This is a genomic window from Gelidibacter salicanalis (genome assembly GCF_016469035.1).
In the GTDB taxonomy this organism is placed as follows: domain Bacteria; phylum Bacteroidota; class Bacteroidia; order Flavobacteriales; family Flavobacteriaceae; genus Gelidibacter; species Gelidibacter salicanalis_A.
Genome location: NZ_JAEHJZ010000007.1, coordinates 100,040 through 112,812, shown reverse-complemented (window position 1 = coordinate 112,812; position 12,773 = coordinate 100,040). Strand labels below are relative to the sequence as shown.

Here is a 12,773-nt window from a genome sequence, read left to right as displayed (position 1 = left end):
TATAAAAATAGTTACCAACTCATAGAACAACGGCATACACATTCAGCAAATAGTATTAAAAATAGCAGTTGCACTATTAACAATCCGAAAGATGTACGCCTACTGCTAACCCTCCTGTTGAGGTCTCTTTATACTTGGTATTCATATCCTTGGCAGTCTCCCACATGGTCTGAACAACTTTATCTAAAGGAACCTTAACGTTTTTCGGATCTGTATTTAATGCCAATTCTGCGGCATTGATAGCCTTTAAAGCCCCCATGGCGTTGCGTTCTATACACGGTATTTGGACCAGACCGCCAATAGGGTCGCAAGTCATTCCCAAATGATGCTCCATCGCAATCTCCGCAGCAATTAAAACCTGATCAGGAGACCCTCCTAAAAGTTCGCAAAGGGCGGCGGCGGCCATTGCAGAAGACACGCCAATTTCTGCCTGACAGCCACCCATAGCTGCTGAAATAGTGGCATTTTTTTTAAAAATACTGCCAATTTCTCCAGCCACTAAAAGAAATTTTTTGATGTGTTCAAAATCAGCCTCATGGTTTTCTATTACTAAATAGTACATTAATACAGATGGGATAACACCCGCACTTCCATTGGTAGGTGCTGTAACTACACGGCCTAAGGCAGCGTTGACTTCATTAACGCCAAGTGCAAAACAGCTGACCCACTTTAAAATTTGCCTAAATTTAACCTCTGTTTGTCTGATGGTTTCCAGCCATTCCTGCGGATTGCTATAAGGGAGATCACCTTTTAAGTTTTGGTGCATGTCATAGGCGCGACGTCTGACATTTAATCCACCAGGCAGATTACCTTCGGTATGACAGCCTGTGTACATACATTCCAACATCGTATCCCAAATCCGTTTGAGTTCAAAATCGATCGTCTCCATATCCCTGATCGATTTCTCATTTTCCAAAACCACACTTGAAATAGGTAAGTCTAATGCCTTGCAATAAGCGAGTAGTTCCGTTCCTAATCGAATAGGGTAAGGGAAGGTGTTTTCGAAAATTTTAACATTCTTTTTGGACACCTTTCGTTCTTCTTTAACCACAAATCCGCCGCCAATAGAATAAAAGGTCGAACTGGATTTCCTGCCGTCAATCATTGCTGTAAATTTCATACCATTGGCGTGAAAGGGCAAGAATTTTCTATTAAAGACAATGTCTGTTTTAGGATCAAATGCAATAGACATTTCATTGTTAAACAACAAAGTATGTGTGCTTTTAACGGTAGCAATGATGGCTTCAAGAGAGTCAATAGGAATTCTTTCAGGATCTGCACCATAAAGCCCTAATATAATGGCATAATCAGTAGCATGGCCTTTCCCGGTTAGCGATAAGGAACCATACAGATCTACGGTGATACTTTCAACCTTATCAAATTTATTGCTGTCCTTTAATTCTTTAATCCAGCGTTCAGCGGCACGCCAAGGCCCTAGGGTATGGGAACTTGATGGGCCAACGCCAATCTTTAACATATCAAATACAGAAATACACTCCATTGACGAAAACGATTTAGAGGTGCAAATATAGCCTCTTTTTATGTCAAAATAGAATTGATAAGAAGGAGAAATGAATTGTCAATTTATCTTATTGAGACTGTATAAATTAGGTGGATTTATTGTCAAAAAATGTTGAGATGAAGTGTTTGAAGAAACTACTATAAAGCATGAAAGAGAAGCAGTCCTACTTTATAACATGGAGGGTCATCTGAATTAAGGGTTTAGGCCTATGGTAAATTGACGGCAAACACAAGAAGTAAAAGGGATGTCATAAACATCTCTGAGAAAAATTATAGACGCTTCTCGAATCTATTTGAGTTCAAAATGTTCAATATTGTTAGCCTTCATGACGAGGTTGAGATCGGAAATGTCAACACCATCTACATTATCTGCAGGAATGACAACTACTCTAAAGGCTTTTTGTGTCCATTTAGCATCTAATGTATTCAAATTGGTGGTGCCTTCTAAAAAGAAACGCACATCAGTTTGGGTAAAAGCGAAGTTGTACACCAAAGTGCCGTCATCAAAATTTGCGCTTTGCGGTAATAAACGCCACACATCTGTTCCGTTATCAATTTCCCATAAAATATAAACTAGGGTAACGTCAGAAGGAAAAACTTCAAAGCCATAATCTTCTTTATGCGAAAAATTATTGGCAGCATTAAAATTGATATCAATTTCAAAGGCAGATGAGGTAATGATGCCGCCATCAGCCCCGTCAAGTCCTGGAGGTCCTGCTGGGCCTTGGTCGCCGGTGCAAGCAGTTAAGGTAAGTGCCAATACAAATAATAAGGTTGCGATCTTTTTCATGCGATTTCGTTTTAGGTTATTTGTAAAATTACAAATCGTATCGCTATATAGTGGTATAACGATGTCAAAATATTTTATATAAATGACACCTTGTCATATTTTATGTCATGGCACAATGATTGACATATACAAAGAGAAATAAAAAATTAATAATTCAACACAAAACATATATTATGAGTAAAATAATTGGAATCGATTTAGGTACAACCAACTCTTGCGTTTCGGTAATGGAAGGTAACGAGCCAGTTGTAATTCCTAATGCAGAAGGTAAAAGAACTACACCATCTGTCATTGCTTTCGTAGAAGGTGGTGAAATTAAAGTTGGTGATCCAGCAAAACGTCAAGCGGTAACAAACCCTACAAAAACGGTTTCTTCCATCAAACGTTTTATGGGTAACAAGTATTCTGAGTCTAAAAAAGAAGCAGAACGCGTACCGTATAAAGTGGTAAAAGGAGACAATGACACGCCAAGAGTAGATATTGACGGTCGTTTATACACACCACAAGAATTATCAGCAATGATTCTTCAAAAAATGAAGAAAACTGCTGAAGATTATTTAGGTCAAACAGTAACGGAAGCTGTTATTACAGTACCGGCTTACTTTAATGACTCACAACGTCAAGCTACAAAAGAAGCAGGAGAAATTGCCGGTTTAAAGGTGCGTCGTATCATTAACGAACCAACTGCAGCAGCTTTAGCTTACGGGTTGGATAAAAAAGGAGTAGACCAAAAAATTGTAGTTTTTGATTTTGGTGGTGGAACGCATGATGTCTCAATCCTTGAATTAGGTGATGGCGTTTTTGAAGTATTGTCAACAGAAGGAGATACCCATTTAGGTGGTGATGACGTAGATGAGAAAATCATCGATTGGTTGGCTGACGAATTTAAAAAGGAAGAAGATATTGATTTACGTCAAGATCCTATGGCGCTTCAACGTTTAAAAGAAGCCTCAGAGAAAGCAAAAATAGAATTGTCTTCTTCAGCACAAACTGAAATCAATTTACCTTATGTTACAGCTACAGCTAGCGGACCAAAACACTTGGTAAGAACGTTGAGTAGAGCTAAATTTGAGCAATTGATTGACGATTTGGTAAAACGTACCATTGAGCCATGTCAAAATGCAATGAAAGCTGCAGGTCTTTCAAAAGAAGATATTAATGAAGTTATCTTGGTTGGTGGATCAACGCGTATCCCAGCAGTACAGGAAGCCGTTGAGAAATTCTTTGGTAAAAAACCTAGCAAAGGTGTAAACGCTGATGAAGTTGTTGCAGTAGGTGCTGCAATCCAAGGTGGTGTGTTAACAGGAGATGTAAAAGATGTATTACTTCTTGATGTCACACCGTTATCTCTTGGTATTGAAACAATGGGGAATGTGATGACGAAGTTGATTGAGGCCAATACTACGATTCCTACTAAGAAATCTCAAGTATTCTCAACAGCGGCAGATAATCAGCCATCAGTAGAAATTCACGTATTACAAGGTGAGCGTGCTATGGCAGCCGATAACAAAACTATTGGACGTTTCCATTTAGATGGTATTCCACCAGCACAACGTGGAACACCTCAAATTGAAGTAACGTTTGATATTGATGCCAATGGTATCATTCACGTAACGGCTGGAGATAAAGCAACAGGAAAAACACAAGACATTCGTATCGAAGCGTCTTCTGGATTAACTGAAGAAGAAATCAAAAGAATGAGAGCTGATGCTGAAGCAAATGCTGAAGCTGATAAACTAGCGAAAGAAAAAGCAGACAAATTAAATGCTGCTGATGCAATGATTTTCCAAACAGAAAGTCAGTTGAAAGAATTTGGTGAAAAATTATCTGATGATAAGAAAAAGCCAATTGAAGATGCGCTTGAAGAATTAAAAACAGCTTTTGAATCTAAAGATATCGCTGTAATTGATCCAGCTCTTGAGAAAATCAATGAAGCATGGAAAGTTGCAAGTGAAGAAATGTACAAAGCGCAAGCAGATGCTCAGGGTGGTGCACAACCAGGTCCTGACGCGGGAGCTAACCAAAACGGACAGCCTAATGAAGGCAGTGATGTTGAGGACGTAGATTTTGAAGAAGTAAAATAAGCTAACAATTCATCCCGATAGATCATCGGAATGTGTTAATAGCTAATGCCAAGCTTAGCTTGGGATATCAATTAAAGAACGCAATCATGTATATGGTTGCGTTTTTTTGTTTTGTACGTCTATAAATTATAATCATTATTGTCCGATAAAGAATAAAGATCGCTGCGCTTATAGTCCCGATAGCTATCGGGAAAAGAACAGAGATTTGATTATAACTGACTGATAAACAATCGTTATTCTAAATCAAATTTGCCAAATCACTCTAAGTGAAATTGGTTTCAAAAAGCAAGGAACCATTTTTAATATCTCTTACCAGGTCTTACTTTAATGGGCTTTGTAAACTTTTTACTTGTTTTACCGGACGCTCATGAATTATAATGCAGCGTAATCACTTGATTTTAAAATATGACCTTCGCAAGTCACTTTTAAATTCAATTTTTCTTTACCTTTTTTAATTTGTAAATGATACGCTCTGTCAACACCTTTATTGTTGGCATACTTTACTCGGAACACCGTTTGGTCAAGTCTCCAACCCGGATATTTGCTTGAAAGTGATACTCTCACTTTTTCCGGCAATCGAACATTTTTAAATTTCTCTACAGATTTTAGGAGTACACCATCTTTGTCATAAATAGTAATGATTTTACCAATATTATTGGAGAACATAACGGTATAAGAGTTAAATTTTTTCCCAGATATTTCAGATACGGAGATGTCGTATTTGGCAACTACGGTTTCTAAATCTCTTACTTCTTTTGCTGCATATGGATCATAAACAGCATCATAATAACTGGTATTCTTAATTGGAGAGATGAGGACCTCTTTCAATTTTACGCGCGATATAGAAGTTTCAGTACTCTGAGACTGAACTAGGTTGGTAAGACCTAAAATAACTACACCGATTAACATTTTTTTCATGATTTCTATGTATTTAATTGTTGATATTATCTAGGATGCAAACCACAAACACTCCGTGAATTAAGCTTATTTTTAGGGGAAGATGGGTGGGTGATAATTTTGGAGTGCCAGTAATAAAACACCTCTAAAATTAATGGAAAATCAAAACTGACCGTGCTACTTTTGTAGCATTAAATGCATATTTAACACTAAATTTTAAAGGTATTTGTTCTTATAAGAGGGGATTAAAGTTGAGAGCATTTAGTTGAAATAGAATACGTTTGGCTTTTAGTTGCCTCACACTGCGTGAATGGCGTGTACATCTATTTAATTGGGGACCACTAGCGCTAAAGGGCAACAATAAAACGCAACCTTTTAATAAGATTACGTTTTTTTTTAAAGATTAATTATGAACTTTAATTCTCAGCTGTCTTATGAATTTAAAACAAAACTTTCGTATTTAATTTTTAAATTAGTGAAACTCAATTTTTAAAAGTTGCGAAGCAATGAATTAAAAATTGTTAGTTGAACTAATCCCGCTTTTTAGCGGGATCCTTGGGTTTTATTCCCCGACGCTCTGCGTCGAAATAAAAAAGGAACTTCTACTTGATACCTCGTGCCCTTGGGTCGAGGTTGTTCATTTTTACTACTGATTTTAGTAGTTCATCATTTTTATCATATCTAGTAATAATTTTACCCACATGATTAAGAACATAAATATATAAGAGTCAAATCTCCCGTACAATTCAGAGGTAGAGATGTCATATTTGGTATCAATAGTGTCCCAGTTTCTTATTCCTTTTGCTGCGTATGAATGATGAACAGCATCATAATAACTTATGTGTTTAATTGGAGACACTATGACTTCTTTTAAATTTACGTGTGCTATATAAGGCGCAAGGCTCTGAGAATTCACTAGGATGGTAAGGCCTAAAAGAGCTATACCTATTAATAGTGTTTTCATAATTTCCAGGTTTTGAAAGTGACGTATGGCCTTTGGTATTTAGCCTTTTTTTGGATTTAAAATAACCCCTTTACAATCAATTTTCAAGTTCATTTTTTTGTTGTCTTTTATTAACTGCACTTCGTACACCCTTTTGACATCCTTGTTCATATTGTATTTTACACGGTATTCAGTAGTGTTAAGTTTCCAATCTGGGTAGCTGTCTCGAAGCGCAATTCTTACCGTTTCAGGTAATCGAATGCCTTCAAATTTTTCATAAGAATTTAACAACTCTCCGTCAGCGTTAAATGACGCCAAAATATTTCCATAAGCACATTCAAATAACACATCATAATTCATATGGTTTTTTGAATATACGGTTGCACTTGTAATGTCGTATTTACCAACTTCTGATTCTAACATTTTGGCTTGAGTGGGTGCATTTGGTTCATATACTGCATCCATGTAACTAGGGTTTTTAAAAGGAGATACTACTACCTCGTTTAATGCCACTTGGTCTACCTGTGAGGTAAAACTTTGGGAGTTCATTAGGCTGGTCAGACCTAGAAAAAGACCAATCATAATTGCTTTCATAATATATTTATTTAAAAGCAGGTAGTTTAAAATGAGAAAGAATCTCAGCGCAACTCATAGATTAACGCTCATTAGTCAACAGTTCAATGCAAAATTGGGGCATTATAATGTTGGAGCCTTGACACATAAAATGCGACGTAGCTTACTAAATTTAAAATTGGCTATGATGATTCTTAATAGGGAATATATTATAATTTGGAATGCGTGGGGAAGAATATTGGGGTAAAGGTAAGGGAATCTTGAAGAGAGTTTTGCTACTAGAATAGCATTCCGTTTTTTTTAACTTTTTTTTAACCCTAGGTATAGGGATCTTTTGTATGACTTTGTTTTTGCAACAATGGAAGATTGAGTATTTCAATATGTTTACGACTAACGTCTATAATGCCCTGTTTTTTTAATCGTTGGATGTGCCGATTAAATACTGCCCTTGATGTGCCAATCAATTGTGCCAATTCATCGTGAGTCAAATTATCAATATCTTCAATTTTACAGGTTTTTACATTATAGTATTTCAATAATAAATTTGCCAATCGTGCAGTAATCGTATTTGTGCCGATATCCAAAATTTGGGATTCGAGTAATTTAAATTTTTGGATGGTATATTTAAAAAAGGCACTTAAGGTATCCGGATTGTTTTTTAGCCATGTTCTCATAATATCCGTGGAGATTACCAAAAGTTCCAAATCTTCCAATATTTCATAACACACATCATGTTGTACGGTATTAATGAGTGTAAAAACGTCGAAGACGTCATTTTCAGAAAGTATAAATAATGTAAAATGCTTATCCGATTGGTTGAGATTATAGACTTTAATTTTGCCTTTAATGATAAAGTGAAATTTGTAGAAATTATTTTCTTTATCAATAGTATGCTCGCCTTTCAGAAGATGTTTCAAAGTGCAATCAGCTACCAACCTTGAAATGGACTGTTTGGTAGTAGTTTCAAAAATTGAATTGCTTCTTAAGAGGTGCGTATAGAAATCAGAATTATTTTGGTCTGCCGCCATCTTAAATAGTTGTGTAAGCGGCCCATAGTATGAGGGGTGGTTTTTTTTAAACGCTATTAAAATTACGTTTTTAATGTGAATAAAAAGCATGTTTATAGTTTAATTTGAAATACTATGCATGCATAATAATTCTTATATTTGTAAAAACTGATCGTATTACAATGCCAAAACTCAACCAACTTCTCAACCTCAAATATCCTATCATTCAAGCACCAATGTTTCTGGTTTCCAATACCGCCATGGTTATTGAAGCTATGAAAGGCGGTATTGCGGGATGTATTCCTGCATTAAATTATAGAACCTTGCCAGAGCTAAAAACGGCTATTCATGAGTTGCAATCGGCAAAGGTAGAAGCCCGACTGCCGGACGGGCAGGGCGGTGCTTTTGGGTTCAATTTGATTGTGAATAAATCGAACATCAAATACAGAGAGCAGTTGCGGGTGCTGTGTGAAGAAGGGTGTGATTTTATAATTACGTCTTTAGGAAGTCCTGAAGACACCATTAATGAAGCGCACAAAGTAGGCATTAAAGTGTTTTGCGACGTGACTGATCTAAAATTCGCCCAAAAAGTGGAAGCCTTAGGGGCTGACGCTATTATTGCGGTCAATAATGAAGCAGGTGGACATCGTGGTGAAATTTCTCCAAAGGATTTGATTGAACTCTTAAAAAGCAATTGTAACATTCCGGTTATTTCGGCAGGAGGTGTGGGTACTAAAGAAGATTTAGACAACATGTTGCGTTATGGTGCTGATGGGGTTTCCATAGGCAGTCCGTTTATCGCATCAGTGGAAGCGGGTGTAACAGACGCGTATAAACAGGCCTGCGTAGACTATGGTGCAAAAGATATTGTGATGACGCAACGTATTTCGGGTACACCCTGTACGGTCATCAATACGCCCTATGTTCAGAGAATAGGAACCAAAGAATCTTGGATAGAATCTATGCTCAACAAAAATAAAAAGCTCAAAAAATGGATAAAAATGATGCGGTTCTCAATTGGTATGAAAGCTACGGAAAAAGCTGCTACAGAAGCCACATATAAAACCGTTTGGGTTGCAGGGCCAAGTATTGAACATACAACAGGAATTCTTCCCGTTAAAGAAATTATTCAAAATTTGACAGTTTAAACAATTGGGATTGGGTTAATGTTTTAAGCAAATGATGGCGTAAAATCGTCTAATTTTGGCTTTTTCTAAATATGATCTTATGCGCTTAACTTCTTCTGAACCTTTTTGGCTGGTTAAAAATGGTATCATTCATTCTTACCCTTCGTTAGATCGAAATATTGAAACGGATATTGTCATTATAGGTGCTGGCATAACTGGCAGTTTAATTGCACACCAATGTATAGCCGATGGTTATAAAACCGTCATTATAGATAAACGTGAAGTATGCCACGGCAGTACATCCGCAACAACTTCAATGTTGCAATACGAGATTGATAAACCCTTATATGAGCTGATTAATTTAATTGGTGAAGAAGGCGCAGTACTTAGCTATAAGGCCTGTTTTGATTCTATAGATCAACTTCAATCCCTTTCAAAATCTATAAAATCGACTTGCGGATTTACAAAAAAAGAATCCCTATACTTTGCGTCTCGAAAAAAAGATGTTGCTTGGTTGAAAAAAGAGTTCGAAGCACGCCAAAAACACGGCTTTCCTGTAAAGTGGTTAGACGGGGCTGCCATTAAGAACGCGTATCAGCTTGAAAGCGCCCACGGAGGCATTCTTTCAGACCAAGGCGGGAGCATAGATGCATTTCAAATGGCACATGATTTGTTGCACTATAACCATAAAAAAGGTTTACAAATTTTCGATAAAACCGATGTGGTTGATATAAAGTATCGCAGTAAAGATGTGGTCATCCACACTGAATTTGACAATACTATAAAAGCGAAAAAGGTGATTTTTTGTAATGGTTTTGAAAGCACTGAAATTATTCCAGAAAAAATTGTTAACCTCTTATCTACTTATGCCGTTGTGGGCGAACAAAATGAAGATGATCAATCCCACATTGAAAACACCTTGTTCTGGAATACGGCCGATCCCTACAATTATATGAGAACTACTGATGATAAGCGCTTGTTGATTGGTGGAGAAGATGAAGATTTTGTAAATGCTGATAAACGAGATGCGCTCCTTAAAAAGAAGTCGGCCAAGTTGGAAAAAGTTGTAGAAAAAATCCTTCCAAAATATAATTTTAGAGTCGATTTTGGCTGGGCCGGAACGTTTGGAGAAACCAAAGATGGGCTGCCGTATATTGGCAAACACCCTGAGTTTAAAAACGCCTATTTTGTATTAGGGTTTGGTGGCAACGGCATTACTTTTTCGGCTATAGGGATGGATATGGTGTCTGCAATGCTTAAAGACCAACCTCATGAACTTTCAGAATATTTTAAATTTGGAAGGTAATGTGTGTCTTAATAATGTGCGGAGTATAGAAATTTAAAGGCGTTTGTTGACTAATCAATAATTAAATCCAACAACAATTCCTTTTTTACTTCATGTCCGCCTACAAAGGGAATGATGCGCAGATTGCAATGTCCAAACAATTCAAAAGCTCTATTTTTTTCTGAGACCAGACGGTCTTCATCGAGATACTCATCAGAGTTTCCATAAATCAAGGAAACTTTTGTGTTGGGATTAAGAAATTGAAAATCGCCAGCCACCAATTCTTTGGGGATGCCTCCTGACATCATCACAATTTGAGCGCATACCAGCTGTCTTTTGGCAATGTATCGTAAGGCAACAGATACGCCTTGTGAATATCCTAAAACAATTAAATTTACATTGTTGGGAATCTCTTCCGCTTCAAAGACAGCATCAAAATACCGCAAGACATTTTCTGTTTCTTTAAGCGTATTCTCTTTGGTTAACCAACTTGCTCCCACATGTCTGAATTTTGGAGGTGTGTAATATTTACTTTGTGCCTGTGGGGCAACAATGTAGTTTTCCTCCGGATTTAAATCGCTAAAATACTTTAAAAAATACCGACTCAAGTAGCCCATACCGTGGCACACAAACCAAATGGTCTTGGTGTTCTCAGACAATTGATTTAAAGTGGAGTAGGTGTTTGTGGTTTGATAGGAGATGTCTTTTTCGTTCGAATTCATCATACTTATGGATATAGAGGGTAAAGGTAATGAGATATTAATGACATCTCCATAATTCTGGATTCCAAAAAAGACAGTGAGCCAGCCCTCAAAAACTGTTCTCATCAGATATTGTTTTGTACCTTTACTTTTGGTTTAAAAAACACAGCACATCTATGCAATTAACTAAAGAAGACCTATTGGCCAAGGCAAATGCGGCCAGTAAAAACACCCTAATGGAAACGCTTAATATTGAAATGATTGACTATGGTCCCGATTTTTTAGTCGCTAAAATGCCAGTCAATACGCGCGTTTATCAACCAGATGGAGTGCTCCATGGTGGTGCCACAGCTGCTCTAGCGGAAAGCGTTGGAAGTTTTGCATCCCATATTTTCTTAGATACGGAACATCTGTTTGTGCGCGGACTTGAAATTACGGCCAACCATTTAAAATCTGTAAAAGACGGCCATGTGTATGCCAAAGCAACCTTTCTTCATAAAGGCCGTACCACACAACTTTTGGATATCAGAATTACGGACGACCATGATAATTTAGTGTCCATCTGTAGGTTATCTACCATCACCTTACCTAAAAACAAGTAGCATGCTATCGGATTATTTTTTTGAGCAACTCCAAGTACAATTTGACCATCAATTGCCTTTTGTTGCCTTTAAAAAACCAGATACAACAGTAATAAAAGGACTACTTCAAGAGGATGATCAATTGCATTATAGCTTGGACTTTACCGAAAGTGGATTTGTCTTTGCACCTTTTGATTCTGAAAACGACACCTTTTTACTGCCATTTGAAAACGCTTCCATAATTACGCATGATTTTGTAAAAGGCAACAGCAATGGGCCCTCCAATCATATAGATCATTCTAAGAATGAACAAAAGGAATTTCATATCGATCTCGTTCAAAAAGGTATAGAGGCCATTAACCAAGGCAGTTTTAAAAAGGTGGTGCTTTCCCGATGTGAAGCCGTAGAAACTTCTGATACCAACCCTATCAATTTATTTAAAAGGTTGTTGGACACCTACCCAACAGCTTTTGTATATTGTTGGTACCATCCAAAAGTGGGATTGTGGTTGGGGGCGACTCCGGAAACCTTATTAAGCATTCGTGGGAATCGTCTTAAAACCATGGCTCTTGCAGGTACACAAGCTTTTGAAGGTGCGACCGATGTGGTTTGGAAAGAAAAAGAGCGAGAAGAACAGCAAATTGTTACTGATTTTATTATAGAAAATCTGCGTGAGTCAGTGGGCAGGTCTCAGTATTCAGTTGGCAGTCTTCAGTCTTCAGTTGCAAGCGTTCATTCTAGTGATTTAAAGATAGAAGTGTCAGAACAACATACCGTAAGGGCTGGGAATTTGTTGCACTTAAAAACTGACATCGAACTCCAATTAACATCAGGAACTAAAGCTTTAAAGCCCATTTTGGACGCTTTACATCCAACACCTGCGGTTTGTGGATTTCCAAAACACAGGGCCAAAAATTTCATTATAGAACATGAGGGCTATCCGCGAGAATTTTATGCTGGATTTTTAGGCGAATTAAATCTGAAGGAATCCCGGACCAGAAATACCAACAGGCGCAACGTTGAAAACAATGCATACGGGGTGTCAAAAACGGTTTCTAATCTCTATGTCAATTTACGCTGTATGCAAATCAAAAACGACACCGTTCAAATTTACGTTGGTGGTGGCATTACTAAAGATTCTGATGCTGAATTGGAATGGGAAGAAACGGTTCATAAATCTCAAATTATAAAGCGGGTGCTTATTTAGTCACAATTATAGTTTTGAGCAATTCAGACCGCAATAATACTTTACGGCATTCTGTCA

12 protein-coding genes are annotated in these 12,773 nt (G+C 37.3%); 5 read left to right on the top strand and 7 right to left on the bottom strand.

The window, feature by feature from the left end:
- Positions 1-76 precede the first annotated feature (76 nt).
- Both JEM65_RS04705 and JEM65_RS04700 read right to left on the bottom strand, forming a co-directional pair.
- Positions 77-1,501, bottom strand: a complete 1,425-nt coding sequence (locus JEM65_RS04705) for an L-serine ammonia-lyase (protein ID WP_199597542.1) — start codon at positions 1,499-1,501, stop codon at positions 77-79.
- 309 nt (positions 1,502-1,810) lie between these two features.
- Positions 1,811-2,311, bottom strand: a complete 501-nt coding sequence (locus JEM65_RS04700) for a hypothetical protein (RefSeq protein ID WP_199597541.1) — start codon at positions 2,309-2,311, stop codon at positions 1,811-1,813.
- A gap of 173 nt (positions 2,312-2,484) precedes the next feature.
- Here JEM65_RS04700 and dnaK point away from each other — a divergent pair, with 173 nt between their 5' ends.
- Positions 2,485-4,395, top strand: a complete 1,911-nt coding sequence (dnaK, locus tag JEM65_RS04695) for a molecular chaperone DnaK (protein ID WP_199597540.1) — start codon at positions 2,485-2,487, stop codon at positions 4,393-4,395.
- Positions 4,396-4,767: 372 nt separating this feature from the next.
- On the opposite strand, the gene JEM65_RS04690 is transcribed toward dnaK, so the two are convergent.
- The 4 genes from JEM65_RS04690 to JEM65_RS04675 all read right to left on the bottom strand — a co-directional run bounded on the left by JEM65_RS04690 (position 4,768) and on the right by JEM65_RS04675 (position 7,926).
- Complete coding sequence (locus tag JEM65_RS04690; RefSeq protein WP_199597539.1) at positions 4,768-5,313, bottom strand: hypothetical protein; 546 nt, start codon at positions 5,311-5,313, stop codon at positions 4,768-4,770.
- 634 nt (positions 5,314-5,947) lie between these two features.
- A complete protein-coding gene (locus JEM65_RS04685) occupies positions 5,948-6,256 on the bottom strand; it encodes a hypothetical protein (RefSeq protein ID WP_199597538.1) in 309 nt (102 codons plus the stop codon).
- Positions 6,257-6,295: 39 nt separating this feature from the next.
- Positions 6,296-6,829, bottom strand: a complete 534-nt coding sequence (locus JEM65_RS04680) for a hypothetical protein (RefSeq protein ID WP_199597537.1) — start codon at positions 6,827-6,829, stop codon at positions 6,296-6,298.
- A gap of 296 nt (positions 6,830-7,125) precedes the next feature.
- Positions 7,126-7,926 (bottom strand): Crp/Fnr family transcriptional regulator, encoded by an 801-nt coding sequence (locus JEM65_RS04675; RefSeq protein WP_199597536.1) that lies wholly within the window; start codon positions 7,924-7,926, stop codon positions 7,126-7,128.
- A 71-nt stretch (positions 7,927-7,997) separates the two neighbouring features.
- On the opposite strand from JEM65_RS04675, the gene JEM65_RS04670 reads away from it, so the two are divergent.
- Positions 7,998-8,963 carry an NAD(P)H-dependent flavin oxidoreductase gene (locus tag JEM65_RS04670; protein ID WP_199597535.1) on the top strand — a complete coding sequence of 322 codons (966 nt, stop codon included), beginning with the start codon at positions 7,998-8,000 and terminating at the stop codon, positions 8,961-8,963.
- 55 nt (positions 8,964-9,018) lie between these two features.
- Entirely contained in the window at positions 9,019-10,248 is a 1,230-nt protein-coding gene (locus JEM65_RS04665; RefSeq protein ID WP_233530524.1) for an NAD(P)/FAD-dependent oxidoreductase, read from the top strand.
- A 50-nt stretch (positions 10,249-10,298) separates the two neighbouring features.
- Here JEM65_RS04665 and JEM65_RS04660 read toward each other — a convergent pair whose 3' ends face one another.
- On the bottom strand, positions 10,299-11,054 hold the full coding sequence (locus JEM65_RS04660) for an alpha/beta hydrolase (protein WP_306465076.1): 756 nt from the start codon (positions 11,052-11,054) through the stop codon (positions 10,299-10,301).
- Between the two features lie 50 nt (positions 11,055-11,104).
- Between JEM65_RS04660 and JEM65_RS04655 the strand changes: the two genes are divergently transcribed.
- Both JEM65_RS04655 and JEM65_RS04650 read left to right on the top strand, forming a co-directional pair.
- Entirely contained in the window at positions 11,105-11,530 is a 426-nt protein-coding gene (locus tag JEM65_RS04655; protein WP_199597534.1) for a PaaI family thioesterase, read from the top strand.
- A gap of 1 nt (position 11,531) precedes the next feature.
- Positions 11,532-12,716 carry a chorismate-binding protein gene (locus JEM65_RS04650; RefSeq protein ID WP_199597533.1) on the top strand — a complete coding sequence of 395 codons (1,185 nt, stop codon included), beginning with the start codon at positions 11,532-11,534 and terminating at the stop codon, positions 12,714-12,716.
- The last annotated feature ends 57 nt before the right edge of the window (positions 12,717-12,773 follow it).

Bases quoted from the DNA above. Each gene is read 5' to 3' on its own strand.
- JEM65_RS04705 (WP_199597542.1), bottom strand. From the start codon at position 1,501: ATGGAGTGTATTTCTGTATTTGATATGTTAAAGATTGGCGTTGGCCCA.
- JEM65_RS04700 (WP_199597541.1), bottom strand. From the start codon at position 2,311: ATGAAAAAGATCGCAACCTTATTATTTGTATTGGCACTTACCTTAACT.
- dnaK (WP_199597540.1), top strand. From the start codon at position 2,485: ATGAGTAAAATAATTGGAATCGATTTAGGTACAACCAACTCTTGCGTT.
- JEM65_RS04690 (WP_199597539.1), bottom strand. From the start codon at position 5,313: ATGAAAAAAATGTTAATCGGTGTAGTTATTTTAGGTCTTACCAACCTA.
- JEM65_RS04685 (WP_199597538.1), bottom strand. From the start codon at position 6,256: ATGAAAACACTATTAATAGGTATAGCTCTTTTAGGCCTTACCATCCTA.
- JEM65_RS04680 (WP_199597537.1), bottom strand. From the start codon at position 6,829: ATGAAAGCAATTATGATTGGTCTTTTTCTAGGTCTGACCAGCCTAATG.
- JEM65_RS04675 (WP_199597536.1), bottom strand. From the start codon at position 7,926: ATGCTTTTTATTCACATTAAAAACGTAATTTTAATAGCGTTTAAAAAA.
- JEM65_RS04670 (WP_199597535.1), top strand. From the start codon at position 7,998: ATGCCAAAACTCAACCAACTTCTCAACCTCAAATATCCTATCATTCAA.
- JEM65_RS04660 (WP_306465076.1), bottom strand. From the start codon at position 11,054: ATGAGAACAGTTTTTGAGGGCTGGCTCACTGTCTTTTTTGGAATCCAG.
- JEM65_RS04655 (WP_199597534.1), top strand. From the start codon at position 11,105: ATGCAATTAACTAAAGAAGACCTATTGGCCAAGGCAAATGCGGCCAGT.
- JEM65_RS04650 (WP_199597533.1), top strand. From the start codon at position 11,532: ATGCTATCGGATTATTTTTTTGAGCAACTCCAAGTACAATTTGACCAT.